Origin of the sequence: Caballeronia sordidicola (assembly GCF_002220365.1) — a bacterium.
Taxonomy (GTDB): domain Bacteria; phylum Pseudomonadota; class Gammaproteobacteria; order Burkholderiales; family Burkholderiaceae; genus Caballeronia; species Caballeronia sordidicola_C.
Window position 1 is genome coordinate 18,715 of the sequence record NZ_MTHB01000285.1, and the last position, 26,038, is coordinate 44,752.

The 26,038-nt window shown below is 59.3% G+C and carries 21 protein-coding genes, 1 rRNA gene and 1 pseudogene; 9 read left to right on the plus strand and 14 right to left on the minus strand.

The features are described 5' to 3' along the window. Positions 1-13: 13 nt before the first annotated feature. A complete protein-coding gene (locus BSU04_RS41845) occupies positions 14-568 on the minus strand; it encodes a YbhB/YbcL family Raf kinase inhibitor-like protein (RefSeq protein WP_089166062.1) in 555 nt (184 codons plus the stop codon). Positions 569-937: 369 nt separating this feature from the next. On the opposite strand from BSU04_RS41845, the gene BSU04_RS41850 reads away from it, so the two are divergent. Beyond that, entirely contained in the window at positions 938-1,642 is a 705-nt protein-coding gene (locus tag BSU04_RS41850; protein WP_089166063.1) for a response regulator, read from the plus strand. A gap of 86 nt (positions 1,643-1,728) precedes the next feature. Here the strand turns inward: BSU04_RS41850 and BSU04_RS41855 are convergent, their stop codons facing one another. Further along, a complete protein-coding gene (locus BSU04_RS41855; RefSeq protein ID WP_089166064.1) occupies positions 1,729-2,415 on the minus strand; it encodes an orotate phosphoribosyltransferase in 687 nt (228 codons plus the stop codon). A 539-nt stretch (positions 2,416-2,954) separates the two neighbouring features. Here BSU04_RS41855 and BSU04_RS41860 point away from each other — a divergent pair. The 3 genes and pseudogenes from BSU04_RS41860 (at position 2,955) to BSU04_RS41870 (ending at position 6,990) form a co-directional block, all read left to right on the plus strand. Then, on the plus strand, positions 2,955-5,228 hold the full coding sequence (locus BSU04_RS41860) for an NADP-dependent malic enzyme (RefSeq protein WP_089166065.1): 2,274 nt from the start codon (positions 2,955-2,957) through the stop codon (positions 5,226-5,228). 122 nt (positions 5,229-5,350) lie between these two features. Next, positions 5,351-5,742 (plus strand): annotated as a pseudogene (locus BSU04_RS48410) (YadA family autotransporter adhesin); the annotation flags it as partial. Between the two features lie 465 nt (positions 5,743-6,207). After that, positions 6,208-6,990 carry a C40 family peptidase gene (locus tag BSU04_RS41870; protein WP_179258620.1) on the plus strand — a complete coding sequence of 261 codons (783 nt, stop codon included), beginning with the start codon at positions 6,208-6,210 and terminating at the stop codon, positions 6,988-6,990. Positions 6,991-7,071: 81 nt separating this feature from the next. On the opposite strand, the gene BSU04_RS41875 is transcribed toward BSU04_RS41870, so the two are convergent. Further along, a complete protein-coding gene (locus tag BSU04_RS41875; RefSeq protein ID WP_089166067.1) occupies positions 7,072-10,677 on the minus strand; it encodes an indolepyruvate ferredoxin oxidoreductase family protein in 3,606 nt (1,201 codons plus the stop codon). 313 nt (positions 10,678-10,990) lie between these two features. On the opposite strand from BSU04_RS41875, the gene BSU04_RS41880 reads away from it, so the two are divergent. Next, entirely contained in the window at positions 10,991-11,182 is a 192-nt protein-coding gene (locus BSU04_RS41880; RefSeq protein WP_089166068.1) for a hypothetical protein, read from the plus strand. Positions 11,183-11,352: 170 nt separating this feature from the next. On the opposite strand, the gene hppD is transcribed toward BSU04_RS41880, so the two are convergent. Next, positions 11,353-12,456, minus strand: coding sequence for a 4-hydroxyphenylpyruvate dioxygenase (gene hppD, locus BSU04_RS41885; RefSeq protein ID WP_089166069.1), 1,104 nt, complete (start codon positions 12,454-12,456; stop codon positions 11,353-11,355). 158 nt (positions 12,457-12,614) lie between these two features. Between hppD and BSU04_RS41890 the strand changes: the two genes are divergently transcribed. Further along, positions 12,615-13,118 carry an Lrp/AsnC family transcriptional regulator gene (locus BSU04_RS41890; RefSeq protein WP_089166070.1) on the plus strand — a complete coding sequence of 168 codons (504 nt, stop codon included), beginning with the start codon at positions 12,615-12,617 and terminating at the stop codon, positions 13,116-13,118. 121 nt (positions 13,119-13,239) lie between these two features. On the opposite strand, the gene BSU04_RS41895 is transcribed toward BSU04_RS41890, so the two are convergent. The 9 genes from BSU04_RS41895 to BSU04_RS41935 all read right to left on the minus strand — a co-directional run bounded on the left by BSU04_RS41895 (position 13,240) and on the right by BSU04_RS41935 (position 21,139). Next, positions 13,240-13,905 (minus strand): GNAT family N-acetyltransferase, encoded by a 666-nt coding sequence (locus tag BSU04_RS41895; RefSeq protein WP_089166071.1) that lies wholly within the window; start codon positions 13,903-13,905, stop codon positions 13,240-13,242. 226 nt (positions 13,906-14,131) lie between these two features. After that, entirely contained in the window at positions 14,132-14,737 is a 606-nt protein-coding gene (locus BSU04_RS41900; protein ID WP_089166072.1) for a TetR/AcrR family transcriptional regulator, read from the minus strand. Between the two features lie 35 nt (positions 14,738-14,772). Beyond that, positions 14,773-15,588: a DUF1835 domain-containing protein gene (locus tag BSU04_RS41905; protein WP_089166073.1), complete on the minus strand. Its 816-nt coding sequence runs from the start codon at positions 15,586-15,588 to the stop codon at positions 14,773-14,775. A gap of 135 nt (positions 15,589-15,723) precedes the next feature. Further along, positions 15,724-16,812 carry a 1,2-phenylacetyl-CoA epoxidase subunit PaaE gene (paaE, locus tag BSU04_RS41910; protein ID WP_089166074.1) on the minus strand — a complete coding sequence of 363 codons (1,089 nt, stop codon included), beginning with the start codon at positions 16,810-16,812 and terminating at the stop codon, positions 15,724-15,726. Between the two features lie 8 nt (positions 16,813-16,820). Beyond that, on the minus strand, positions 16,821-17,351 hold the full coding sequence (paaD, locus tag BSU04_RS41915; RefSeq protein WP_089166075.1) for a 1,2-phenylacetyl-CoA epoxidase subunit PaaD: 531 nt from the start codon (positions 17,349-17,351) through the stop codon (positions 16,821-16,823). 5 nt (positions 17,352-17,356) lie between these two features. Continuing rightward, positions 17,357-18,157 carry a 1,2-phenylacetyl-CoA epoxidase subunit PaaC gene (gene paaC, locus BSU04_RS41920; protein ID WP_089166076.1) on the minus strand — a complete coding sequence of 267 codons (801 nt, stop codon included), beginning with the start codon at positions 18,155-18,157 and terminating at the stop codon, positions 17,357-17,359. 15 nt (positions 18,158-18,172) lie between these two features. Continuing rightward, entirely contained in the window at positions 18,173-18,457 is a 285-nt protein-coding gene (paaB, locus tag BSU04_RS41925) for a 1,2-phenylacetyl-CoA epoxidase subunit PaaB (RefSeq protein ID WP_031360504.1), read from the minus strand. Between the two features lie 11 nt (positions 18,458-18,468). Further along, positions 18,469-19,467 carry a 1,2-phenylacetyl-CoA epoxidase subunit PaaA gene (gene paaA, locus BSU04_RS41930; protein WP_089166077.1) on the minus strand — a complete coding sequence of 333 codons (999 nt, stop codon included), beginning with the start codon at positions 19,465-19,467 and terminating at the stop codon, positions 18,469-18,471. A 256-nt stretch (positions 19,468-19,723) separates the two neighbouring features. Further along, positions 19,724-21,139, minus strand: coding sequence for a dipeptidase (locus tag BSU04_RS41935; RefSeq protein ID WP_089166078.1), 1,416 nt, complete (start codon positions 21,137-21,139; stop codon positions 19,724-19,726). A gap of 150 nt (positions 21,140-21,289) precedes the next feature. On the opposite strand from BSU04_RS41935, the gene BSU04_RS41940 reads away from it, so the two are divergent. After that, positions 21,290-22,561 (plus strand): TIGR03862 family flavoprotein, encoded by a 1,272-nt coding sequence (locus BSU04_RS41940; protein ID WP_089166079.1) that lies wholly within the window; start codon positions 21,290-21,292, stop codon positions 22,559-22,561. 22 nt (positions 22,562-22,583) lie between these two features. On the opposite strand, the gene BSU04_RS41945 is transcribed toward BSU04_RS41940, so the two are convergent. Then, complete coding sequence (locus tag BSU04_RS41945) at positions 22,584-23,786, minus strand: methyltransferase (protein WP_089166080.1); 1,203 nt, start codon at positions 23,784-23,786, stop codon at positions 22,584-22,586. A 382-nt stretch (positions 23,787-24,168) separates the two neighbouring features. Between BSU04_RS41945 and BSU04_RS41950 the strand changes: the two genes are divergently transcribed. Together BSU04_RS41950 and BSU04_RS41955 are read left to right on the plus strand one after the other, a co-directional pair. Next, entirely contained in the window at positions 24,169-25,446 is a 1,278-nt protein-coding gene (locus BSU04_RS41950; RefSeq protein WP_089166081.1) for an SGNH/GDSL hydrolase family protein, read from the plus strand. Positions 25,447-25,931: 485 nt separating this feature from the next. Next, positions 25,932-26,038 (plus strand): 16S ribosomal RNA (locus BSU04_RS41955); the annotation flags it as partial.

Genomic DNA, 26,038 nt, shown 5'->3' on the forward strand with positions numbered 1-26,038 from the left:
CCATCAAAGACGTTCAGCGCCCATAGGTGACGACGAGTTGCGCGCTGGCGATGGTTGTAGTCCGGATTTCGTGCTCGAACATGAGCGAAGGGCTGCTTTGGCGCAGGCGCAGGTCGCTGCTGTTCAGTGCATAGACCGTGACGATGTAGCGGTGTGGTTTGCCTGGTGGCGGACAGGGGCCTGCATAACCGTCGACATCGAAGTCATTGCGCGATTCCACGGCGCCCATTTTGCGCAAGACGCCCGAGGCGCTGGCGTTCGATGGCAACTGCGAGACGTTCGCGGGAATGCCCGCGACAGCCCAGTGCCACCAGCCGCGGCCGGGCGCATCCGGGTCGAAGATGGTGACCGCGAAACTTTGCGTGGCTGCCGGCGCGCCGCGCCATGACAACTGCGGCGACCGGTTGCCGCCTTTGCAGTCGTTCTGGTCGAAGACGAGCACGAGCGGCATTTGCTGGTTCGGGCGCAAGTCGGTACTTGTCAACGTGAAAGGGGCCGCGGCGATAACTTCAGCGACCGCACGCGGCGCATTTGATACTATCGCGGCGCAGAAAACTGTTAACAGCATCGCGCGGCGGGAAATTCGGAACCTAACGACACGCCAATCAACAGCGCGGTACACAGCACAAACCACAAGCCCGATCCCCAAGCGCATGGTGCAAGTTCTCCGGTCACGGGCGCGGCCAAATCTGGCGTTTCACCCACTGCAACGATGTATTTTGTCTCAGAAATTGGCTTAGAGCTGGATTCAAGTTTAACATCGCGGGAAAGGACAAAATTTTTCAAATGTTCAAAACAAGACTCAGCAACGGTCAACGCCGTGACTTCGGGTTTAGCCGCAGCTTCGCTCTCCCGGCTGAAGGGCCAATGTAATGAGTAAGAGCACATTGCCTAAAATGCGCGAGGGATTTGTTCATTTACGAGCGAGGGGTAAATAATGGGTCAACGGATAAAAGTCATTATTGCCGATGACCATCCTGTTATTCTGTTTGGCGCCGCGCAGGCGCTATTGAAGTTTCCCGAGATCGAAGTGGTTGGGCAAGCGCGTCAATCGACGGAATTGATTCAGCTTTTGCAAAAATCGCCCTGCGACGTGGTCGTATCCGACCTCGCCATGCCGGGCGGCCAGTATGGCGACGGCATGCCGTTGCTGGGTTATATCGGGCGTCAGTTTCCGACGGTGCGCATCGTCGTGTTGACCATGCTCGAAAATCCCGCGCTCCTGAAACGCTTGCGCGAGGTAGGTGTGACGGCCGTGATCAACAAGTCCGACGATCTGAGCCACATCGGACTGGCCATCGTTCACGTGATGCGCGGACAGGAATATATTGGGCCGTCGGTGCGTCTGGCGCTCGACAGCATGGGCTTGTCGGCGAGTGGCCAGCAGCGCGACGTGGTGTTGTCGAAGCGGGAACTGGAAGTGGTGCGCTTATTCGTGTCCGGAATGACCATTACTGAAATTGCCGCACAGTTGAAGCGCAGTATTAAAACGATCAGTACTCAAAAAAATACCGCCATGCGTAAGCTGGGAATTGAACGGGATTCTGAATTGTTTCAATATGCCCAGAGTAATGGGTTGTTAAATCTATCGGCTTATGTGGGCGATGGAAATCTGGATGACGCCATTCCCGCAAATACATAATATTCGTTAATTTTGTTGCATAAAAAAGCCGCTTGTTTACAGAAACGAGCGGCTTTTTTTATTACACAATATTTCAGGAGGGCGGATTATTGCGGCGCCACTGTTACGCCGCCGTGCGCCGCTGACCATTGTGCCGGCGCATGCAGGAATTTCTCGACTTCATCCAGCGTCTTTGTCTCGAAATAGCCCGCTTCCTTCGCGACGCGCAACACGTCCCACCACGTGGCGAGCGCGTGCAATTCCACGTCGATATCTTTCAGCACCGAGACGCTTTCCTTGAAGATGTTGTAGTGAAACAGCACAAAGCAGTGATTCACCGTCGCGCCGGCCGTGCGCAGCGCGTTGATGAAATTGATCTTGCTGCGGCTGTCGGTGGTCAGGTCTTCCACCAGCAGGACGCGTTGGCCCTCAGTCAGCAACCCTTCAATTTGCGCGTTCCGGCCGAAACCCTTCGGCTTCTTGCGCACATATTGCATGGGCACCATCAGCCGGTCGGACAGCCACGCGGCAAACGGGATACCGGCCGTCTCCCCGCCTGCGACTGCGTCAATTTGCTCATAGCCGATATCGCGCAGGATCGTCGTCTCGGCCATCTCCATCAGGGCGCGTCGCACGCGCGGATACGAGATCAGCTTGCGGCAGTCGATATAAACCGGGCTCGCCCATCCGGAAGTAAAAATGTACGGTTTGTCCGCGTTGAAATGCACGGCCTGGACCTCGAGCAGCATCTTGGCGGTGGTGTCAGAGATCGTCTGGCGGTCGAAGCCTGTCATGGGCGAATCCTTGCAATTTGGAGTTGGCGCCTGAGGCCCGTTTTGGCCGGCAATCAAGCGACGGCGGCCAATGGCGCCTGGCGCAGCGGTAGTGTCCAGTCGAGCAGATGTCGAGCGCATTCGGTGCGCGCGTAGGCCAGGATTTTACCCGACTGACAAGACGTGGACGGGCACGGACGAAAAGCGAAACAGCCTTTCTGGCCGGAATTGTCTTGTTATTGCGAAACTTGCCGAGCAATCAGTGCAAGCGCTTTGGCGTGCCGACGCGCTCTTTCTGTCGGAAATGGTGCTGCGCGTCAATTTTAACGCGCGGTGTACACTATTTATCCCCGAAAAATGCTACGGCCAGGTGTTTCACTGTCGGCGCACACACGCGCTTGTCTCCGATGCGCCATAGCCATCGCACGGCGTCATCAAGACCGGCCGGGCGGCCAAAATCCATTTGATCTGTAAACGAGATTTGACCGTTCGTAGTGCAGTGTCCCAGCCCTCGATTTCGCCCATTTTCCAACTCTTTTCCTAAACGTCTCAGGTCAATCATGGACGAACAACTGAAGCTCAGCGCCCTCGCATATCACCAGTACCCAAAGCCCGGCAAGATCTCGGTCACGCCGACCAAGCCCCTGTCCAACCAGTTGGACTTGTCGCTGGCTTACTCACCGGGCGTGGCGGCTGCCTGCATGGCAATCTTCGACGACCCGCTCAACGCTCAGAAATACACCTCTCGCGGCAATCTGGTCGGCGTGGTGACCAACGGCACGGCTGTGCTCGGGCTCGGCAACATTGGGCCGCTCGCCGCCAAGCCAGTGATGGAAGGCAAGGGCTGTCTCTTCAAGAAGTTTGCGGGTATCGACGTGTTCGACATCGAGCTCGCTGAAACCGATCCGGACAAGCTCGTCGATGCCATCGCGATGCTCGAACCCACGCTCGGCGGCATTAACCTGGAAGACATCAAGGCGCCGGAGTGCTTCTACATTGAGAAGAAGTTGCGCGAGCGCATGAAGATTCCCGTCTTCCATGACGACCAGCACGGCACGGCGATCATTGCATCGGCGGCGATTCTCAACGGCCTGAAAGTGGTCGGCAAGAAGCTGGACGAAGTGAAGCTGGTCTGTTCCGGCGCGGGCGCTGCGGCTATCGCGTGTCTCGATTTGCTCGTCCACCTCGGGCTCAAGAAGTCGAACGTCCTGGTCTGCGATTCGAAAGGCGTGATCTTCGAAGGACGCGGCAATCTGGATCCGTCGAAGGAACGGTACGCCGCGAATACGACCGATCGCACGCTCGCCGATGCCATCGACAAAGCCGACGTGTTCCTCGGCTGCTCCAGCGCCGGCGTGCTCAAGCCGGAAATGGTCAAGGTCATGGGCACGCAGCCGCTGATCTTGGCGCTTGCCAATCCCGAGCCGGAAATCCGCCCGGAAGAAGCGAAGAAGGTGCGCCCGGACGCGATCATTGCCACTGGCCGTTCGGACTATCCAAACCAGGTCAACAACGTGCTGTGCTTCCCGTTCATCTTCCGCGGCGCGCTGGATGTGGGCGCGACCACGATCACCGAAGAGATGAAGCTCGCATGCGTGCGCGCGATCGCGGAACTGGCCGAAGAAACCGATCAAGGCGATGAAGTCGCGAAAGCCTATGAAGGTCATTCGCTTGAGTTTGGTCCGGACTACCTGATTCCGAAGCCGTTTGATCCGCGCCTGATCATCAAGATCGCGCCGGCCGTCGCACAGGCAGCGATGGATTCGGGCGTGGCGACACGTCCGATCCACGACATGGACGCGTATCGCGAGGAGCTGGGCACAACGGTGTATCGCACGGGCATGGTGATGCGGCCGGTATTCGCCGCAGCCAAGTCGGCGCCGGCGCGCATTGTGTTCGCCGAGGGCGAAGACGAGCGCGTGCTGCGCGCCGCGCAATTCGTGCTGCTGGAGAAGATCGCGAAGCCGATCATTATCGGGCGGCCGGCGGTGGTGGAAATGCGCTTGCAGAAGATGGGCTCGAAGCTCAAACCCGGTACCGATTTCGAGATCGTGAATCCGGAAGACGATCCGCGTTACCAGAAGTGCTGGCAGGAATATCACAACATCGCTGCACGGGAAGGCGTCACGCCGGACAACGCGAAGGCCGCGCTGCGCAAGTTCAATACGTTGATCGGCGCGATCCTGGTGCGTCTCGGCGATGCCGACGGCATGATCTGCGGCATGATCGACACGTATCACGATCATCTCAAATTCATCGAGCAAGTGTTGGGGAAAGCGGAAGGCGTGGAGAACTTCGCCGCGATGAACCTGCTGATGCTGCAGGGACGCAACCTCTTCATCAGCGATACCTACGTCAACGAGGTCCCAACGCCCACGCAACTCGCCGATATGACCATCCTGGCGGCGCGTGAAATCGAGAAGTTCGGGATTGCACCGAAGGTCGCGTTGCTATCGAACTCGAACTTCGGCAGCGTGCCGACGGCTTCATCGAAGCGCATGGCCGAGGCTCGCAAGCTGATCGCGGAGCGCGCGCCGGATCTGGAAGTGGATGGTGAGATGCACGGCGATGCCGCGTTGTCGGAGGTCGTGCGCAAGGCTGCGTTCCCGGCGTCGAAGCTGACGGGTGAGGCGAATCTGCTGATCATGCCGAACGTGGAAGCGGCGAACATCACGTATAACCTGCTCAAGATGGTGAGCGGTGAAGGGGTGACGGTTGGGCCGTTCTTGCTTGGTGCCGACAAGCCGGTGCATATCTTGACGCCGGCCGCGACCGTGCGACGGATCATCAATATGACGGCGGTGGCGTCGGCGAATGCGCGGGTTGGCAAGTAGGCGCGTTACCTTTTTAACAATTGATACGTCATCCTGACGGAATTAAGTGCGTCAGTGAACGGCGATTCGTCTTGGACGGATCGCCGTTTTTTTTGCTCGGCGCGAAATTCTGGAACAGCGCAAATTCAGTCGCCAATGAAGCGAACACGGTGTCTGTCGGATCGGCAGGCAACGAGCGCCGCGTGACGAACGTAGCGCCAGGCGTGAACGGTACGGACGCGACAAACGTGAACCAGTTGAACGCCTTGCGTGAGACGTGAGCACAAGCATTACGTCGTTAAGTCGCGCCGCACCGGGTGGCGTTGCAGCAGCCATGGCAATGCCGAACCTGATACCCAGCTCACCGGGCAAGACAGTCGTAAGTGCAGGCGCGGCTAACTACAAGGGCTACAACGCGCTTGCTGCCGGCGTGACGTATCGATCGGAAAACGGCAAGCGGTTGGTGAACGGGGCGGCGTCGGTCACGCAAAACGGTGACGCTGGCGTGCGCGCTCAAGCGGGCTACGAGTTCTAAAACTCGTTGTTTCATTCAGTGAGAAGGGCGATCCGGATTTTCGGATCGCTTTTTTTCACGATTACGGCGGTCGTCTGCGTTAAACAGATCGTATCTCGTGTTCGATGGTTTCTTTGGGATTGCGCCTATGAGTATTCTCATAGACTCCCAATAAAATACGAATAGAGGAAAGCTTAGGCGGCTTCGCTGTTGGCCAGGCGTTTGTAAAGGGTGCGGTTCCGAAATATGTTGAATCCGCCGTAATTTTGAAAATCAATCAATATATTAGGAATGCGTATAAATCATGAAAAGGAAATATAAAACGGTTTTGAACGAGGTCTCCATCAAGCGTGAACCCGTCAGTGAAAAAGCGGACGCCGGTTACAAGCTTTTCGAGCGAAAGTGCGGTATTCCTTTAGCGGCTCCGTTGAAGACGGCGCTAGCGACCGATCTGCGCTTGTGGTCGTTGAAATGAGGCGGATTGAAATGAAAAACGATCTGTCTCGTGGCGCGCATCGGCAGGCGTCAGGCATACGTGCCAGCACTGGATTGCGGAAAAAGCATTCGGCCCAGTTAATGACAGTGGTCAGCGGGTTGATAGTCGCTGCGGCATCCGCTCCGGCATCAGCATCGACTCCGGATTTGGCGAGCTTGTTGGCACGGCCATCGGTATTTACGTCGGCTCCGGCATCGGCACGGTCACCGGCGCAGTCACTAGCGCAGGCACTGGCACTATCACCGGCACTGGATCTCGCGAGCAATAAGCATGTGGTGGCGGGCGGCGTTGAAGTCAGGGAGCCTGTTTCCCTCGATGGCGATGCATTGCTTTATGACCCTGCCCGGAATCAGCTGTCGCCCGCGCAGGAACAAGAGGTCGCGGGGACTGTGCCTAGCGCCAAACTTTCGGACGTCCTGAAAAAGGCTGAGACGATGATTGGCGTCCCTTACACGTGGGGCGGCAATACGCCGGCGCAAGGACTCGATTGCAGCGGCTTCGTACGTTATGTCTACGAGAAGGCTACGGGCATTTTATTGCCGCGGGTTTCGTCCCAGATCAGCCGTCAAGGCGTGGCGATCGCTCAAACGGATTTGCATCCCGGTGACCTCGTATTCTTTAATACGCCTCGCGGTACAGCGACGCACGTCGGCATTTACGTCGGTGAGAATCAGTTTATTCACGCGCCGAAGAAAGGTGCATTCGTTCGCATCGAATCGATGAAAAGCGCCTATTGGACCCATCGGTACTACGGTGCGCGTCGAGTGGCTTAGTGGCCAATTGGTCGAGCCTTGGAAAGCAAAACGCCCGATGAAAATTCATCGGGCGTTTTGTCATGCGTTGCGTGAACAGACTTAGGCCACTTGCCGGGTTTCTCCGCCAGCCGGCGCGCGCCATTTCGCCAGCAACGCATTCCACTTCACACGCGCTGCGTTGACGTTGTTATCCTTCACGTGACCATAACCGCGCATCGAGTCTGGCAGGCTTGCCAGTTCTATCGCCAGCGGCAACTTCTCCGCCGTCAATCCACCAATCAACTCCTTCACCAGCGCCTCGTAGTCCGCGATAAGCGTCCGTTCCATCTTCCGTTCTTCGGTCTTGCCGAAGATATCGAATGACGTACCGCGCAGGAACTTCATCTTCGCCAAAACCTTCATAGCGGATAAGACCCACGGGCCATACTGCTTTTTGATCAGATGACCGTGCGCGTCCTTCTTCGAGAGCATGGGCGGCGCGAGGTGGAATTTCACTTTCCAGTCACCTTCGAAGCTGCCCTTCAACCGTTCCACGAATGCCGGATCGGCGTAAAGGCGCGCGACTTCATACTCGTCCTTGTACGCCATCAGCTTGTGCAGATTTTTCGCGACAGCTTCGGTCAACGCGTACGGGCTGTCACCGAACGATTGGCCGAGCGCCGCTTCCGCCTTACGCACTTCAGCCACGAGCCGGGCGTAACGCGCGGCGTACGCTTCGTTCTGGTAGTCGGCGAGATAGGCGATGCGCTTTTCAATCAACGTGTCCAGCGCCTTCGGCGTATGCAGCGCGATGATCTTGCTGCCACCTTCCAATCCAGACGATACCCCTGCGCGACCCTGCGCCTTGACAAGCCGCGTGACGCCCTCGAGATCGTGAGCTGCGTGCCGACCCCATTCGAACGCCGCCAGGTTTTTCTCGACCTGCACCGCATTCAGTTCGATAGCGCGAATCAACGATTCGTGCCGCAACGGTACCCAGCCGCGTTGCCACGCGAAACCCAACACAAACGGGTTCGTATAGATGGCATCGCCGAGTAGCGCGACAGCGAAGCGATTCGCATCGACGAGTGCAACATGCTCGCCCGCGGCCGTGCGGATATCGGCTTCCGCGCTTGCGCCGGGGAAGCGCCAGTTGGGGTTCTTGATGAACTCAGCAGTTGGCGTTTCAGCGCTGTTGACCACCACGCGTGTATGGCCCGGTTGCATGCGCGAGCCGCACTCGTCGCTGGCGGTGACGATCGGATCGCAGCCGATCACGAGATCCGCTTCGCCCATCGCGATGCGCGTCGCGTGGATATCGCCAGGATGCGTGGCGATTTGCACGTGGCTCATCACCGCGCCGCCTTTTTGCGCGAGACCGGTGACATCGAGCACCGTCACGCCCTTTTGCTCGAGGTGCGACGCCATGCCGAGCAACGCGCCGATCGTGACCACGCCCGTGCCGCCCACGCCAGTGACCAAAATGCCATATGGCCGGTCAATCAACGGCAGTTCGGGCATTGGGACGGGGGGCATCGCGTCGCCGGAAATACTCGATACCTTCGGCTTGCGCAGTTGTCCGCCTTCAACCGTGACGAAGCTCGGGCAGAAGCCGTTCACGCACGAGTAATCCTTGTTGCAGGTCGATTGGTTGATCTGCCGTTTTGTGCCGTATTCGGTGTCGAGCGGTTCGACTGACAGGCAATTCGATTTCACCGAGCAATCACCGCAGCCTTCGCATACAGCTTCATTGATGACCACGCGCTTCGCCGGATCGGGGTACGCGCCGCGTTTCCTGCGTCGACGTTTTTCCGTCGCGCACGTCTGGTCGTAAATCAGGATGGTCGTGCCGGTAATCTCACGTAGCGCGCGCTGAACTTCATCGAGCTTGTCGCGATGAAATACATCGATACCCGGCGCCAGCCCCACGTTCGCCTGATATTTCTCGGGTTCATCGGTGACGATCACGATCTTCGTCGCGCCTTCGGCCGCCAGTTGATGCGTGATCTGCGGCACGGTGAGCACGCCGTCTACAGGTTGCCCGCCGGTCATCGCGACGGCGTCGTTGTAGAGGATCTTGTACGTGATGTTGTTCTTCGACGCGATCGCTGCGCGGATCGCGAGCAGCCCCGAGTGGAAGTACGTGCCGTCGCCGAGATTGGCGAACACGTGTTTGTCGTTGGAGAACGGCGCCTGGCCGATCCACGCCACACCTTCACCGCCCATCTGGCTGAACGTACTCGTGCTGCGGTCCATCCAGACCGTCATATAGTGGCAACCGATACCGGCAAGCGCGCGCGAACCTTCAGGCACGTTCGTCGATGTATTGTGCGGACAGCCCGAGCAGAACCACGGCTTGCGTTCCGCTTCAACGCGCGGTCGCGCCAGCGCTTTTTCCTTCGCTTCGATCACCGCGATACGCGTCGCGATGCGTGCGCGGACATCGGAAGGGAGATCGAACTTGTCGAGCCGCGTGGCAATCGCCTTGGCGATAATCGCCGGCGAGAGTTCGTAGTGCGCCGGTAGCAACCAATTGCCCATCGGCACGGACCATTCGCCGCCTGCGCCGTCCTTCTCGTCGAACTTGCCGAACACGCGCGGCCGTTGTGCATCGGGCCAGTTATAAAGCTCTTCCTTGATCGCGTATTCGAGAATCTGGCGTTTTTCTTCTACAACCAGAATCTCCTGCAGGCCGTGCGCGAACGCATGCGCGCCTTGTGCCTCGAGCGGCCACACGCAACCGACCTTGTACAAACGAATGCCGATGCGCGCGCAGGTTTCATCGTCGAGACCGAGATCGCTCAAAGCCTGACGCACATCGAGATAAGCCTTGCCCGCGGTCATGATGCCAAAGCGCGCATGCGGCGACTCAATCTCGATCCTGTCCAGCTTGTTCGCGCGCACATAGGCGAGCGCCGCGTACCATTTGTAGTCGAGCAGCCGCGCTTCCTGAACCAGCGGCGGATCAGGCCAGCGGATGTTGAGGCCGCCATCGGGCATCGCGAAATCGGTTGGCAGGACAATTTGCGTGCGGTGCGGGTCAATATCGACAGAAGCCGATGATTCCACTACGTCCGTCACGCATTTCATCGCGACCCAAAGGCCGGAGTAACGGCTCATCGCCCAGCCATGCAGGCCGAAGTCCAAGTATTCCTGCACATTCGACGGAAACAGCACCGGCAGCCCGCACGCCTTGAAGATGTGTTCGGACTGATGTGCAAGCGTGGAGGATTTGGCGGCGTGATCGTCGCCGGCGAGGACGAGCACCCCGCCATGCGCCGATGAACCCGCTGAATTGCCATGCTTGAACACATCGCCGGTTCGGTCGACGCCCGGCCCTTTGCCGTACCACATCGAGAACACACCGTCGTATTTGGCGCTGGGATAAAGATTGACCTGCTGCGAACCCCACACGGCGGTGGCCGCGAGGTCTTCATTCACGCCGGGCTGGAACACGATCTCATGCGAGGCGAGATGTTTCTTCGCTTTCCACAGATGTTGATCGAGCGCGCCAAGCGGAGAACCGCGATAGCCGGAAATGAAACCGGCGGTATTGAGTCCCGCGGCATGATCGCGTTGTTGTTGCAGCATCGGCAGCCGAACCAGCGCCTGTATGCCGCTCATGTACGCGCGACCGCGTTCCAGGGTGTATTTGTCGTCGAGAGTGACGGAATTCAGCGCGGCTTCTAGGGAAGCTTGTTGTTCCGCGTCAAGGGGGGCATTCATTGTGGGGTCTCTCCGCCAACGTTTGGGATCACCAAAGCACTTTAGGGCCTTCGTGTCTTGTGGACGCGTCGGCCGGGATTCTGAGTGTGCCCGGTTTGACTTTTTTTCAGCACTGGTAAAAACCCGCTGAAAAGTAATTTCAACATCGCACAGGTGTTACGACGTGTAAAAACGGCCGGATTTCGGGCGCGGCGGGGAACCGCTCGCGTCGAGGGTATTCAAACCCCCGATCGTTGCGCATTTGTATCGGCTTGGCCGACACGACGAGCACGATTGCTGGACACACCGATGCACGCAGTTGAAGGAGAAAGTAGTGAAACAACGATACATCCAAAGTTTTTTGATGGTTTCCGCAGCATTTTTCGCCATGAACGCGCCGGTTCGCGTTGGCAGCCCGGCTGGATCTGAGGCAATGATCTCCGGTATACCGCGAATTTCGCAGGTACGGGTCGAACAGGTTTCAAGTAAGCAGACAGCGGAAAACAAGGACGACGCTGACGCTTGAAGGTTTGGATGCGTGAGGAGCCGCTGAACTCCAACCAGCCGGCGTCGTGAATTCCGCGCTTGTCGTCAATCGGGCAAACGCAATCACCCGCGATGTTCCCAATCGCAAATGAACAAAAAAAATGCCGAGGATCGTTTTGATCCCCGGCATTTTTATTTACACCGCACGTTTTAGCTGGCGCTCGTGTCCTTCACCACGCCACGCCGGATCTGGTCGAGTTCAATCGATTCGAACAGCGCCTTGAAGTTGCCTTCGCCGAACCCTTGATTGCCCTTGCGCTGAATGATCTCGAAGAAGATCGGGCCGATCTGGTTTTCCGTGAAAATCTGCAGCAGGATTTCGTCCCGTACGCCATCGATCAGGATCTTGCGTTTGCGCAGTTCCGCCACCGATTCGCCATGATTCGGCACGCGCCGCTCGACGAGTTCGTAATACGTGTCGATGGTGTCCAGCAGCGCGATTTTGGCGCTGCGCAAATTGTCGACGGTGCTGCAGATATCGTCGCTGCCGAGCGCAATGTGCTGGATACCTTCGCCGTGGTAAGCGTCGAGGTATTCCTGGATCTGCCCCGACGTATCCGAGCCTTCCTCGTTGATCGGGATGCGGATCTTGCCGCACGGCGAACTCATCGCTTTCGACTTGACCGCGGTCACCTTGCCTTCAATATCGAAGTATCGCGCCTCGCGGAAATTGAACAAGCGCTCGTAGAACTCGGCCCATTCGATCATCCGTCCGCGATGAACGTTGTGAGTCAAATGGTCGATGTAGGTCAGTCCGTGACCGACCGGATTTTGCTCGGCGCCGGGAATAGGTTCGAAGTCGACGTCGTAGATGCTGATGTCGCCGATGCTGCCCTGCTGCGCGCCATTCTTGCCGCGCCAGCGGTCCACGAAGTAAATCAGCGAATCGCCAATGCCCTTGATGGCCGGAATGTTCAGTTCCATTGGGCCGGTCTTGTTATCGAAGCCCCACGCGCCGAGATCGAGCGCGCGTTTGTACGCCTTGCCCGCATCGGCGACACGGAATGCGATCGCGCAAATCGATGGGCCGTGAAGGCGCGCGAACCGCTGCGCGAAGGAATCAGGCTCGGCGTTGACCAGAAAATTGATCTCGCCTTGCCGATACAGCGTCACCTTCTTGTGACGATGGCGGGCAATCGCGGTGAACCCCATTTGCTCGAACAACTGCCCAAGCGCCACGGGATCGGGCGCCGTGTATTCGATGAATTCAAAACCATCCGTGCCAACGGGGTTGTCCCAAGTCGTTGCCTGCATGCTCTGTCTCCTGAACCCTGAGGATGATTCGATGATTGGTCGGCGGGTTATTGGGACAAAGTTTATCGACGGAAGCGCGGTGGATACTTGCGAATTAAATCGCGTGTAACTACGATAGCGCACGTTCATGCCGTCAGCATGGCTATTGGAGGCAGAAAATGGCTCAAGTTGAACTCGATGCCATCGATCGGAAAATTCTCGCCATTCTTCAGGTGAACGGGCGGCTGTCGAACCAGGATATCGCCGATCAGGTGAACCTCTCGCCAAGTCCCTGCTTGCGGCGAATTCGGCGGCTGGAGGAAGAGGGCGTGATCCGCGGTTATGTCGCGCTGCTTGAGCCGCGTCTTCTCGGACTTGGGCTGCTCGCCTACGTGAACGTGCGTCTGGAAAAACGCGGTGGCACGCCGGTATCAGCGGGGATGAAAAACCCGCCGACGCACGCCGACCGGTTCCGCGAAGCCGTGCGCGCGTGGCCGGAAGTCGTGGCCTGCGACGCCATGACCGGTGACATGGACTATCTGCTGCGCGTCCAGGTGGAAGACATGGAGCACTTTTCGCGCTTCATGCAGGACGAGTTGCTGCACCATCCATCCGTGATCGACGTTAAAAGCAGCTTCTCGCTTGAGCGCTTCAAGGAAACGACGGCGCTGCCAATTCGTTAGGTTTTCGCGCCGAGGGATCGATCCAAAACCGCCAGACGCAAAAAAGGCGGCTTTCGCCGCCTTTCGTGCTTTTGCGCATGCTTGCTGATGCGTGCCCGGGAATCAGGACTCAGGGTCCCGATCAGGCCGCGTCGGCAGTAGGCATGAACGCCTGAAACATTTGCGATGCCCGGCGCGCTTGGCGCTTCACCGCGTAATCGAAGACCGCTGCCTGCTCCTGCAACATCTCCGTGAGAATGCTGCCTTGGTCGGCGGGCGTGAGCGACAGATAAGCGTCGGCTTCGCCATACGCATATTCGATCTTCATTCCCGACTTCTTCGCAATGTGCATCATGGTCGAGTTGCGTGACAAACAATGCATGTACAGCATTGAAACGTGCGTGTTGCGGCTGCGGATAGCGGCGCGCTCGAACAAGCGGCTACCCACGCCTTTGCCACGCGCGCTTTCCAGCACCGACACACCGAACTCCGCCGTGCGCTTGTCGCCTTCGGCCGGCAGATAGGCCAAGTGGCCGACGCCAACTACGTTCAACTGTTCGTCGAAGACACCAAAAACCGTATCGCGTGAAAAATCGATATTCGCGACGTAGTTTTCAATCACACGATCCGGCACGATCTGGCCAAAGCGCAGGAGCCGGTCGTCTTCATTGAGAGCGAGGAAGTGTTTGAGCAGACGCTCGCGGTCGCTCGAGGACAACTCACGGACGAGAACGGGCGAACGACCGGCAGCCGTTTGCGAACGATCGGCTGCTGCGAAGATCGATGCAGTGTGGCGGTTGAAAGGCATGTTCACGATGGTGGCTCCTTGATTCGTCGCGCGACATGGTGCGTCGCAAAACGAATTTTAGCCGAATCACGGTGAGAGTACTAGGGAAAACCCGTAATACACTGTGGAGTATCCCATCTAATTTTTATGTAATGACAACAAAATATGTTTATAAACAGTGGTTTAAGTCATGTGGCGCAGATCGGACGGTATTGTGATGACGAAATGACGCATCGCACCATTTTACTTAGCTATCGACGTTCATCCCGTGCTCGATGACGCCCACGACCTGCTCCGCGAACTCGCGATAACCCAGTTTCCCGTCTGGTTTAAGCCACGTGAAGGTCCAGTTGATCATGCCGAACACCATCATGGTCAGCGCGGTCTGGTTCTCTTTCGTCGCCCGCTTCGGATACGCACGTGCAAGTTGCCGGGCGAACGCCGCGACAATGCCGCGTTGGCGTTCCAGCACGATTTCACGCTGCGTATCTTCGAGATATTTGACGTCGTTAAGCAACGCAACGTGCCGGCTATGGGACGTTTCGTACTCGGCGAGGAACGCGCGAATCAGTTCGGCGAACGCCTCGCGCTCCGTCAATCCGCGCCGTTGGCTTGCTCCCTCCACTTCCGCGATGATCAGCATCAACCGCTTCGTGTATCGGTCGAGCAGGTCGAAAAGGATGGCTTCCTTGCTGGCGTAGTAGTGATAAAGCCGCGCTTTGGAGGTGCCGCTGGCCGCGGCGAGATCGGCCATCGATGTGCTCGGGTAGCTGGTCTGCGCAAATTTGGCGGCGGCGAGTTCGAGAATCTGCTCGCGTTGCGTGTCGTGGTCAGGCGCTCTTGTACGGGCCATTGAGTCTCGGAGAATTGCTGGGTCGATCGGGGATTCTAATGCGTGGCGCGACGAAGTTTGGCCTCGGCTATCTTGGCGGGATCGCCACGAATCTCCAGTTTGCCCGCCGCGACGAGTTCGCGACAACGCCAGAACGCGATGGAATCGCTGACCAGAAAGCCGAAGCTCGTGCCCATCACCCGGCCGGCGAGCCGGCGCGCTTCCTGCCAGCCGTCGCTGGCTATCTGGAGGATGGTTTCATCGACATCTGAATAGGTACCGGAAATGAATGTGTTGTCCCGCCATCGGCGAGTTTCGCTGTTGATCTGCTTTACTTCCTGCCATTCCAGCGCAAGACGGCTGATGCGCAACATCGAAATGGGCGCGGCCGTCGGCAGCTTGGCGCCCAGTTCGGCCACCGTAAACATGCCAACTGCCGTCGCACCGTCTTCACGACCGCGGCGCTGCTGCGTGCCGTCGTCAGCGGTGACGAGGGGCAGGTCTTCATGGGTGAACTTGGCTTCGTTCAAGCGCTGCGGCGCGTTGCGCAGCGTGTAGGCCACTCGCCGCAGCGTCAACTGGTCACTGGCGCTCTGGCCGTGCCAGATCACGACCTGTCCGCGCTCCTGCGCGAGGTCGCGCAGGAGCGCGTCCTGTTCCTTGAGCTTCGATATGAAGTCGAACTTATGTTCGTTCAGCACCTGCTGCCAGAACAGCGCCCGGGCTTCCGGGTTGTCGTCTATGCCCCTCAATTGGCCGACCGCGAGGTCGTCCTTCAGCGGGATGACGCGTTCGTCGCGGGCCGCTGTTTGCAGGGCTTCGCGCAGAATCTCGGCGGCGTGGTCGCCGTTGGTAACGTGAATGGTGCTCATCAGTAACGGTGACCGCAAACGTAAGTAGGCCGCCCGTGCGCGGCGAGTGCGGCGACGAGGCGCGGCACACCGCATTGGGAACGGGCGACCCCTAGTGTAAGCGAATCGAATCAGCGCGATCCGCCAACCCGGCGTTCAACGTTCGTCATAGCTCACAACCACGCGATCCGAAATCGGGTGGCACTGGCAGGTGAGGACGAAACCCGCGTCAATCTCATGCTGCTCCAGCGTGTAGTTCTTTTCCATGCGCACCTCGCCTTCCAGCACCTTCGCACGGCACGTGCAGCACACGCCTCCCTTGCAGGCATAGGGCAGCGCAAGCCCGGCTTTCAGCCCGACGTCGAGCACGCTCACGCCCTGATACGGCAGGCGCAGCTTGCGTTTTTTTCCATCGATGATGAGTTCAAGATCCGCCGCCGGGGTGTCGTCGGTGATTTCGATTGCCGGCACGCCTGCTTGCGGCAACGGCGTGCCGAACCGCTCCACGTGGACCTGCTTGGGCGGCACGCCCGCGCTTTTCAGCGCAGCCTCAGCGGCGTCCATCATCGGGCCGGGACCACAAATGAAGGCTTCGTCGATTTCATCGGCGGGAACGAGCGCCTCCAGGAAAGCCGCGCACTTTTCCTGGTTCAGCACGCCGTTGAACAACTCGACATCCTGCAAATCGTCCGATAACACGTGATACAGCGAGAACCGGCTCATGAAGCGGTTCTTCAGGTCTTCCAGTTCTTCCGCAAACATGATCGCGTCAACGCTGCGATTGCCGTAGATCAGCGTGAAACGGCTGGTCGGCTCCGTTTCCAGGGTTGTCTTGATGATCGCGAGCACGGGCGTGATGCCCGAGCCGCCCGAGAACGCCACGTAATGCTTCACGTGATCAGTGTTCAGGTGCGTGAAAAAGCGGCCGTCGGGCGTCATGACCTCAATTTCGTGGCCGGGCTTCAGCGTATCGAAGGCGAAGTTCGAGAAGCGGCCACCTCGCACGCGCTTGATGCCGATACGCAATTCGCCATCGCGGTCGTAATCGGTCACGCCGACGCAAATGGAATATGAGCGCCGCGTTTCCTCACCGTCGATATGCGTCTTCAACGTGACGAACTGGCCTTGCGTAAAGCGAAATGCGTCACGCAGGGTTTCGGGGACATCGAAGGAAACCGTGACGGCGTCGGCGGTTTCGGGACGGACGTCGCGGATGCGCAGCGAGTGGAATTGCGGAGTCGCCATGGTCGTTTTCAGTACGGTTTGAAGTAGTCGAACGGCTCGCGGCAATCCATGCAGCGATACAGCGCCTTGCACGCGGTCGAGCCGAATTGGGCCAGGCGTTCGGTATGCGATGAACCGCAGCGCGGACAAGCCGGTTTGTCCACGACGCGTGGCACGAAGCGGATGGGCCGTTCTTGCGGCGCGTGTTCGGCTGAACCGCAATTGCCCATTGGCGGAGCGATGCCGTATTGCCTGAGCTTGTCGCGGGCTGCGTCCGTCATCCAGTCGGTGGTCCATGCCGGCGCCAGAACTGTTTCGATGCGATGGTTCTCGAAGCCCGCCTCGTTCAGTGCCGCGCCAATGTCTTCCGCAATCTGGTACATCGCCGGGCAGCCCGAATACGTGGGCGTAATGACGATTTCCAATGTGTCGTCGGCGGCGCGGCGGACATCGCGGAGAATGCCTAGCTCACGTAGGGATACCACCGGAATTTCCGGGTCTGGCACGGCGTCCAGCACTTCCCAAACGCGTTCTAGCGAGGCTTCGGCGGTGGTCGTCATCGAGTTCACCAGCTCGCGCCCGGATGCTGCCGCGCGAGGCTTTGCAATTCCGCGAGCAGGAAACCCATGTGCTCGGAGTGCTCGCCGAACTTGCCGGTGGTCACGTGTTTGGCGTCGGCGGGTTTTTGCAGCGTGGCTTGCGCAAGCGTTGCGTCCACGTCCTCGCGCCACGCGCTTTCCAGATCAGTAGTCAGCGGACCGATACCCGCATCGGCGATGCTCGTTTCCACGTCATCGGTGCTGAAAAACTCGCGCGTGTACGGCATCAGGTAATCCACCGCGGACTGAGCCCGACGATGCGATTCCTCGGTGCCATCGCCGAAACGAAGCAGCCAGTCGCTCGCGTGATTCAGGTGATATCGCGTTTCCTTGATCGACTTCGACGCGATTGCCGCGAGTTGCGCGTCCGTCGATTGCGTGAGCGCTGTCCAGAGATGCGCCATCAGCGTGGAATAAAGGAAGTTGCGCACGACCGTCACCGCGTAGTCGCGATCTGAACGCGCCGTGCCCGATAACGGCCCTGCGTGCGGCAACTCGGTCAGCGTGTAATTGCGGAAATCACGTTCGTTGCGGAAATACGCGTAGTCATCTTCGGTTTTCTTCGTGCCGTAAAGTTCGGCATCGAGCGTGGCCGCGTGCGAGTAAAGCAATCGCGCCTGGCCGATCAGATCGAGGCTGATATTGGCCAGCGCGATATCTTCCTCGAGCACCGGACCGTGTCCGCACCATTCGCCGTTGCGCTGGCCGAGGATCAATGCGTTATCGGCGAGGCGCAGCACGTAGGACAGGTGTTGGGGCGTCGTCATGGCTGGACCTTCGAGTCACATGTGGTTGATTTCGTCGGGCAGCACGAAGAACGTGGGGTGACGGTAGATCTTGTCGCCGGCCGGGTCGAAGAACTCGGCTTTATCGGCGGGATCGGAGGCGGTGATTGCCGCCGACGGCACCACCCAGATGCTCACGCCTTCCTGACGACGCGTATAAACATCGCGTGCCATGCGCAGCGCTCCCGGTGCGTCCGGCGCGTGCAAGCTGCCGCAGTGCTTGTGGTCAAGGCCCTGCTTGCTGCGCACGAACACTTCCCAGATCGGCCATTCGTTGTTCATTTGTCGCTCCTTTATGCAGCTTGCTTTTGCGCACGCGCGGCTTGTTTGGCGGCGTAGGCGAGGGCGGCATCGCGAACCCATTGGCCGTCGTCGTGTGCTTTAACTCGCGTCGCGAGGCGTTCCTTGTTGCACGGACCGTCACCGTTCACGACCCGCCAGAATTCTTCCCAGTCGATTTCGCCGTAGTCGTGCGCTTGCCGTTCTTCATTCCATTTGAGGTCGGGGTCAGGCAGCGTGACGCCGAGAATCTTCGCTTGCTCGACGGTGGCATCGACGAATTTCTGCCGCAAATCATCATTCGATATCCGCTTGATGCCCCATTTGAACGACTGGCCACTGTGGATGGAATCCTTGTCGCTCGGACCGAACATCATCAGCACCGGCCACCACCAGCGATCCACCGCCTGTTGGACCATTTCCTTCTGGGCTTGCGTGCCCTTCATCATGGAGAGCAGCGCGTCGAAACCTTGCCGTTGATGGAACGACTCTTCCTTGCAGATGCGGATCATGGCGCGCGCATAGGGACCGTACGTGCAGCGGCAGAGCGGGATCTGATTCATGATCGCCGCGCCGTCCACCAGCCAGCCGATCACGCCGACATCCGCCCACGTGGGCGTCGGGTAATTGAAAATGCTCGAATACTTGGCTCGACCGGCGTGCAGGGCATCGACGAGCTGGTCTCGCGACACGCCCATGGTTTCCGCCGCGCTATATAGATACAGTCCGTGGCCGCCTTCGTCCTGCACCTTCGCGAGCAGGATCGCCTTGCGCTTCAGGCTCGGCGCGCGCGAAATCCAGTTGCCTTCGGGCAACATGCCGACGATTTCCGAATGCGCGTGCTGCGAGATCTGGCGGACCAGCGTCTTTCGATAAGCCTCGGGCATCCAGTCCTGCGGTTCGATCTTGCCGTCGGCGGCCATCACGGCGTCGAAACGAGTGAGTTCCGGCGATGTGGACGCCGGATCGATGGACTGCACGTTGCCGGGGATATCGAGGGATTGCGTGTACATGACGATCGCTCGCTCTAGGAAGTCACTGTGGCGCAATTATAAGCCGACCGTCCGGTCGGTTAATAGTTATTTTTTGAGATGGTCGTGAGGAGGTGAGGACGGGAGGCGTTTGTTACCCTGAGTAGGAGACCTTTGAGGCGGCAATAACTGACTTGGGCTTGATGCTCAGACAATAAATGCGGTTTTTTATCAGCGAGGCGGGTAATGACCAATGCGATAAGGTCTGAGGTCGAGCGTTCATCGATCCCTCCGCCATCTACCCAACGCTCGCTTCAAACACCCGCCTGTAATTTCCCCCCAGAATCTTCCCTGTCTCTTCGTTCGAGAATCCTGCGGCAAGGAGCTGGTTCGCGAAGTCCGGCAACTGACCGTAGTGAGTGAAAACCGGCGGAGAAATAAAGCCCAGCATGTCAGTGCCCATGCCAACATGGTCGACGCCGACCAGATCGGCCATTCGCTTGACGCCTTCTGCCATGCCCTGCAAATCCCGGAATGTTCCTGAACTTGGCCAGATACCAATCACGCCGCCCGTATCAGCGACGGCGCGGGCGTGGTCAGGGTTGATCAGCCTGCTCCGGCTGCCGGGATGCGCGGACAGCGCCGTGTGAGACAAGACCAGCGGTTTCGACGACACCGACGCCGCCCGGTTGACCAGATCGAATGTGCCGTGCGCGACATCGACAACGATCCCAAGGTCGTTGCATCGCCGGACCACTTGCGCGCCGAAATCCGTCAAACCACCGTGTTGAGGCTGTTCGGTCTGGATATCGCCGAGTTCGTTGATGCGGTAGTGCACCAATTGCAGGTGGCGCAACTGGTGCTGCGTGTACGCCTCATCTACTCGATCCAGTTGCCCCTCGAGAAAATCGCCCCCTTCTGAAGCGATGATCGCGCTCGGCCCAGTGTTCGCTTGTGTTTTCAGCGACGCGCTGCTGGTGATGACATTCAATTGCTCCCGCTCGATCAACGCATGCACCCGCGCAAATTCGGTTTGCCCGAGCGCGTACAGTTCGCCGGGCGCAGGCGGCCGGTACGCTTCGAAACGCTTGCGATCCGCCGATACTCGTGTGACCCAGGTATCCGTGACGATCGCCAGCGTGACCACGTTCATGCCGCCGCTGCGCATGGGCGCGGCGAGCGGGGCGAAAGGGCGGCCGGCGCCAATCGACGGATCGCGGGAGATGGTCACCCGGCCGGCGTGGCTGTGCATGTCCATCGTCAACGCGCCGGTCGAGCGCCAGCTTTGAGCGGTAGCCTGTGCGTCCGGATTGTCGGTATATCCGGCGAAACGGCCACGGGCGCAGGCCACCAAACCCAATGCAGCAGTCGACGCCAGGAACGCTCGCCGGCTGGTTGGCCTGTCTTGGCTGGACACACACGCATCGATGAGTTGATAACGCCACCCTGCCGGATCATCGATCAAACGGCGCAGCCGTCCGCGAATCGTCACCGGCCCGTCCTGCACCTGCATCAATGAAACGCCAATCACTTCGATGCTCGACCGCGGATCCGTTGGCGCGCAGCCCGGACAGCATGGCGCATCTTTCGCGAGCAGAAAATAATCGACGCAAGGTTCCAATTCGAGCGGAATCATCCAGCCAGACATCTCGACCACTGCGTCATGCAGCGCGTCGGCCTGACCGGAACGGATGCTCGACCAATCGATTTGCATCGACATCTCCTTGTTTTTACCGCCCTCGCCGGATTATGCAGCGGGAGATGCGGCGCACTCAGTTCGGCCCCGGCGCCAGCCCGGGACAGCTCACGGTTCCTCGATGCCGAATGCGACAATGCGACTTCACTTCCAATCGTCTCCCCCCGCATGCCGTCACTGTCCTCCTTCTCAGAAACTCATCGCGCGCGCGTTGCCGTTATCGGTGGAGGCCCTGCTGGCTTGATGGCGGCGGAAGCGCTGGCGGCAGGCGGCATCGAAGTGGACCTTTTTGACGCCATGCCGTCGATCGGCCGCAAATTTCTGATGGCTGGCAAGGGCGGCATGAATCTCACGCATTCGGAACCCGCCGAACTGTTCCTCTCGCGTTATGCAGAGCGCCGGACACAAATTGAACCACTGCTGCGCCGTTTCGATGCCACCGCGTTGCGCGCGTGGGTTCACGGATTGGGCGTGGAAACCTTCGTCGGCAGCTCGGGCCGCGTATTTCCCACCGACATGAAAGCCGCGCCGATGCTACGTGCCTGGTTGCATCGGCTACGCGGGTCGGGCGTACGGTTCCATATGCGGCATAAGTGGCATGGCTGGGGTGACGAAGCTTCACCCCTTTTGCGGTTCGCTACGCCGGACGGCGAGCGCTCGGTCGAAGCCGATGCTGTCGTGCTCGCGCTCGGCGGGGCGAGTTGGCCACGACTTGGCTCGGACGCCGCGTGGATTTCTCACCTGGAAGCGCGCAACGTCGGCGTGTCGCCGTTCGTGCCGTCCAACTGTGGCTTTGATATCGACTGGAGCGGGCACTTCAGTAGCCGTTTCGCCGGCGAGCCGTTGAAAGCCGTGGCGATCGGTTTGCCGCGGGACGACGGCGGTATGGACTGGCGCACGGGTGAGTGTTTGCTGACGTCAACAGGCATTGAAGGCAGTCTGATCTACGCGATGTCCGCGCGCATTCGCGATCGTCTGGCTTCCGGGGACGGCACGTTTTTGCTTGATCTCTTGCCGGCATTGACGTCGCAGCGTGTTCTCGATGAAGTGACGCATCCACGCGGCGCTCGTTCCATGTCGAGCCATTTGCAGAGCCGTCTGAACCTGACGGGCGCGAAGGCGGGTTTGTTGCGAGAGGTTCTGAACCGCGAAGAATTCTCCGATACCACGCGCCTCGCTCAGCGTATCAAGGCGTTGCCGTTGACTGTGAGGCGTCCGAGGCCGATCGCCGAAGCGATCAGCAGTGCCGGCGGCGTGACGTTCGAATCACTCGATTCGCATCTGATGCTCGATGCAGTGCCCGGCGTTTTCTGCGCGGGCGAGATGCTGGATTGGGAAGCGCCGACGGGCGGTTATCTGCTCACGGCATGTTTCGCGAGCGGTTTGATAGCGGGCGAAGCGGCGCTGGCTTATGTGAAGACGGGCGCCAAGCCCGCCTGAGCGCCAGCGCCAGAGAAAAAACTCAAGCAGGCACAAGACGCCACAGCGACGTGATCTCGGCCGAACGCGCGTGATAGAGCGGATCGGTTTTATCGGCGGCACGAGGATGCTGCGGACGAATATCCATCCGGCCGTCCGTCTTCAAGCCCGCGCGGTCGACCCACTCCTGGAATTCAGCACGCGTTCGCAGGCCAAGATGTTCCGCTATATCGGAAAGAATCAGCCAGCCTTCGCCGCCCGGCGTCAGATGGGCAGCGAGGCCGTCTAGGAATCCGCGCAGCATGCGGCTTTCCGGATCGTAGATTGCGTGTTCAATAGCCGAACTGGGGCGTGCCGGCAGCCACGGCGGATTACAGACGATCAACGGTGCGCGGCCTTCCGGAAACAGGTCGGCCTCGACCACCTTTACTTGCTGGTCGTACCCCAATAATTCGATGTTTTCGCGTGCGCAGGCTAGCGCCCGGGTGTCGATTTCCGTCGCAATCACGCGCTTCACGCCGCGCTGAGCCAACAAGGCGGCGAGCACGCCCGTGCCGGTGCCAATATCGAAAGCCAGTTCCTTCGATGGCAAAGGCTGATCCGCGATCAGCTTGATGTACTCGCCGCGCACCGGAGAAAACACGCCATAGTAGGGATGAATCCGCGCGCCGAGTGCCTCGACGTCTACGCCCTTTTTGCGCCACTCGTGCGCGCCGACCAGCCCGAGCACCTCACGCAGCGACACAACCGACTCGCCCGCTGCCGCACCGTAAGCCTCTTCACACGCCTCTTTCACGACGGGCGCACGGCGCAGCGGAATGGCGTATTCGGCGTCCAGCGGCAATAGCAGCATGCCGAGCGTGCGCGCCCGCTGGGACTGGGCGAGCCGATGCAAATTGAATGCCTCGGCAGGGGCGGGCGGCGCGGCCGGCGGCGCATCGGGGGCGGCGCTGCGCTCCTTTGTTTTCGCTTTGGCGGACTTTTTCGGCCGCGTTTCGATGCGTCGTGCAACCGCCTGCAACAACTGGCGTGCATTTTGGAAATCGCCGCGCCAGAGAATTGCCGTACCTTCGCAAGCGAGCCGATAGGCGGAGTCGGCGGTCATCTGGTCATCGCCGATCACTACGCGTTTGGGCGGTGCGATTCCGCTTTCCGAGTGCCAGAGCGCCGAATGGTTTTCGCCTTTTTCCTCCCATTGGATCTGGGAGGGCGCGGCGCTGGTGCTGGGAGAAGTTTTGGAATGCATGCTGAATAAGTACCGGACAAAGTGAGAACCGCGAGGCGGAATGCCGACATTCTGAGGGCTTTTCACAAAATGGTCCGACTTTCGACGACAAAAGGCGTTCGGGGATGCGCTTGGGAATCGAATCATGGGATGTCGACCGGCGTGAAAAGCAGGTCCGTTTGCACATTTACTGCCGGAGAACGCCGGCGCTCATTCGATTGCGTTACGGTGAGTTCCACGTCTGCGGGTCTGCGAACAACTGCCCTGTGCCAGTTCCGGAAGCCATGCCAGAAGTTCGGGTCAAGCCGCCCGTCCATCGCCGGGAATCATCCGCTGAACTGTAAGCGCCTGGTTTGCCTGTTCAGGCACAATCGTTTTTTCCCTCGAAAACACTCGTTCCCCGATGAACCTTCGCGCCCTTTCTGCCGTTGCCGCCGCGACGCTGTTTGCTTCTCTGCTGCCATCCACCCGCGCTCTCGCCGACGACGCGCCGGCTGAACACTGGGTCAGCGCCTGGGGCATGGCGTTACAGTCAATTCCGCAGCGGGCGGATTTGCCGGCGCTGTATCGCGCGCCTGAAATTGGCGGCCGGACGGTCCGGCAGATAGTGTATCCAGCCATCGATGGCCGGCACGTTCGGCTGCGCTTCAGCAATGTATACGGCACTGCGCCGCTGGTGATCGAGGACGTGCAAGTGGCGCGCTCCGTGTCCGGCGGCGCGGCCGCGATCCGGGCGGGCACTAGCCGTCCTGTGACGTTCGCCGGCAAGGCGGGCGTGACCATCGCGCCCGGTGGCCAGATGGACAGTGACCCGATCGCCTTCGACGTCGCCGCCCACCAGCCGCTCGCCGTCAGCACCTATATGGGAGCGGATCAAAAGATGGCCGCGTGGCATCGGGTGGCGAACCAGACGAATTACGTATCGACGCCAGGCAACCATTCCTCCGATACCGACGCCGCCGCGTTTCGCACCCGCTTCACGCAATTTGTGTGGCTGACGAGCGTTTCCGTCGATGCCGCACCGGCGCGGGCGCTGGTAGCAATCGGTGACTCCATCACCGACGGCATGCGCTCCACGCCAAACGCGAACCGCCGCTGGCCGGATGCGTTGGCGCGCCGGCTGACGCAAAAGGGCATCGACGGGACCGCGGTCGTAAATGCTGGAATCAGCGGTAATCGCCTGTTGAGCGCATCGCCGTGCTACGGCGATGCGCTTTTGAACCGGTTCGACCGCGACGCGTTGCGCCAGCCCGGGGTGCGCGCGGTGATCCTGCTGATCGGCATCAACGATATCAATTTCCCCGCGATGCCCCCCCACGCCGGCCTGGATTGCGACGATCCGCATACGCCTGTAACAGCCGATTCGCTGTTGCGCGGGTATCAACGGCTGATTGCGCAGGCTCACCAGCGCGGGGTCCGGATCTACGGTGCAACCTTGACACCGGCCTCGCTGCCTCAGGAGCGCGAGGCGATCAGGACGGCGGTGAACAATTCGATCCGCTCAAGCCATGCTTTCGATGGTGTGATCGACTTTGACCTGGCGCTCCGGGATCCGGCCCATCCGGACCGTCTCCAGCGACGCTATGACAGCGGCGACCATATCCATCCGAGCGATGCGGGTTATTCGGCCATGTCGGAAGCTGTTCCCATCGACGAAATGGGGCTTGGGAAGGGCCGTTAGGACTTTCCCGAAAATAGTTTGAAGATGTCCTTGCCTTAGTGGGTGCCATCGCCTATTATTCGTCTCCTCGTTTCGCAACGAGGGCCGCTAAAGAAACAGGTGGCCTCCAAAGTCGGTAAGTTTGAAAGCAAACGCTCACAAACTTGTTGACAAGGAGAAAAAGATTCTTCATAATCTCGTTTCTGTGCTGCAGATGCAGCGACGCGAAAGCGGCAGGGTTCTGAGGGTAGGGATCGTGCGGTGGATAGCGAATGTTCTTTAAAAACTAACAGCCGATAAGTGTGGGCGCTTGGTGCTTGGCTTTAAGCGTGGTGGTGTTTTCCGGGGTAACTCGGGAGATGTTGCCGTGAAGCGAAAGTATCAAGTCTCACACTAGTATTAAGGTAGGTTTTGAGCGTCTTTCTGTAAAAGGGAAGATGGGAGGAACTTGTCAGTACGTTGAGTGAGCGACCTATTCGCAAGAATAGAAAACAGTAACAGGCATTGAACTGAAGAGTTTGATCCTGGCTCAGATTGAACGCTGGCGGCATGCCTTACACATGCAAGTCGAACGGCAGCACGGGGGCAACCCTGGTGGCGAGTGGCGAACGGG

Excerpts from the sequence above, each read along its gene's own strand:
- BSU04_RS41845 (WP_089166062.1), bottom strand. The coding sequence starts at position 568 with ATGCTGTTAACAGTTTTCTGCGCCGCGATAGTATCAAATGCGCCGCGT.
- BSU04_RS41850 (WP_089166063.1), top strand. The coding sequence starts at position 938 with ATGGGTCAACGGATAAAAGTCATTATTGCCGATGACCATCCTGTTATT.
- BSU04_RS41855 (WP_089166064.1), bottom strand. The coding sequence starts at position 2,415 with ATGACAGGCTTCGACCGCCAGACGATCTCTGACACCACCGCCAAGATG.
- BSU04_RS41860 (WP_089166065.1), top strand. The coding sequence starts at position 2,955 with ATGGACGAACAACTGAAGCTCAGCGCCCTCGCATATCACCAGTACCCA.
- BSU04_RS41870 (WP_179258620.1), top strand. The coding sequence starts at position 6,208 with ATGAAAAACGATCTGTCTCGTGGCGCGCATCGGCAGGCGTCAGGCATA.
- BSU04_RS41875 (WP_089166067.1), bottom strand. The coding sequence starts at position 10,677 with ATGAATGCCCCCCTTGACGCGGAACAACAAGCTTCCCTAGAAGCCGCG.
- hppD (WP_089166069.1), bottom strand. The coding sequence starts at position 12,456 with ATGCAGGCAACGACTTGGGACAACCCCGTTGGCACGGATGGTTTTGAA.
- BSU04_RS41890 (WP_089166070.1), top strand. The coding sequence starts at position 12,615 with ATGGCTCAAGTTGAACTCGATGCCATCGATCGGAAAATTCTCGCCATT.
- BSU04_RS41895 (WP_089166071.1), bottom strand. The coding sequence starts at position 13,905 with ATGCCTTTCAACCGCCACACTGCATCGATCTTCGCAGCAGCCGATCGT.
- BSU04_RS41900 (WP_089166072.1), bottom strand. The coding sequence starts at position 14,737 with ATGGCCCGTACAAGAGCGCCTGACCACGACACGCAACGCGAGCAGATT.
- BSU04_RS41905 (WP_089166073.1), bottom strand. The coding sequence starts at position 15,588 with ATGAGCACCATTCACGTTACCAACGGCGACCACGCCGCCGAGATTCTG.
- paaE (WP_089166074.1), bottom strand. The coding sequence starts at position 16,812 with ATGGCGACTCCGCAATTCCACTCGCTGCGCATCCGCGACGTCCGTCCC.
- paaD (WP_089166075.1), bottom strand. The coding sequence starts at position 17,351 with ATGACGACCACCGCCGAAGCCTCGCTAGAACGCGTTTGGGAAGTGCTG.
- paaC (WP_089166076.1), bottom strand. The coding sequence starts at position 18,157 with ATGACGACGCCCCAACACCTGTCCTACGTGCTGCGCCTCGCCGATAAC.
- paaB (WP_031360504.1), bottom strand. The coding sequence starts at position 18,457 with ATGAACAACGAATGGCCGATCTGGGAAGTGTTCGTGCGCAGCAAGCAG.
- paaA (WP_089166077.1), bottom strand. The coding sequence starts at position 19,467 with ATGTACACGCAATCCCTCGATATCCCCGGCAACGTGCAGTCCATCGAT.
- BSU04_RS41935 (WP_089166078.1), bottom strand. The coding sequence starts at position 21,139 with ATGCAAATCGATTGGTCGAGCATCCGTTCCGGTCAGGCCGACGCGCTG.
- BSU04_RS41940 (WP_089166079.1), top strand. The coding sequence starts at position 21,290 with ATGCCGTCACTGTCCTCCTTCTCAGAAACTCATCGCGCGCGCGTTGCC.
- BSU04_RS41945 (WP_089166080.1), bottom strand. The coding sequence starts at position 23,786 with ATGCATTCCAAAACTTCTCCCAGCACCAGCGCCGCGCCCTCCCAGATC.
- BSU04_RS41950 (WP_089166081.1), top strand. The coding sequence starts at position 24,169 with ATGAACCTTCGCGCCCTTTCTGCCGTTGCCGCCGCGACGCTGTTTGCT.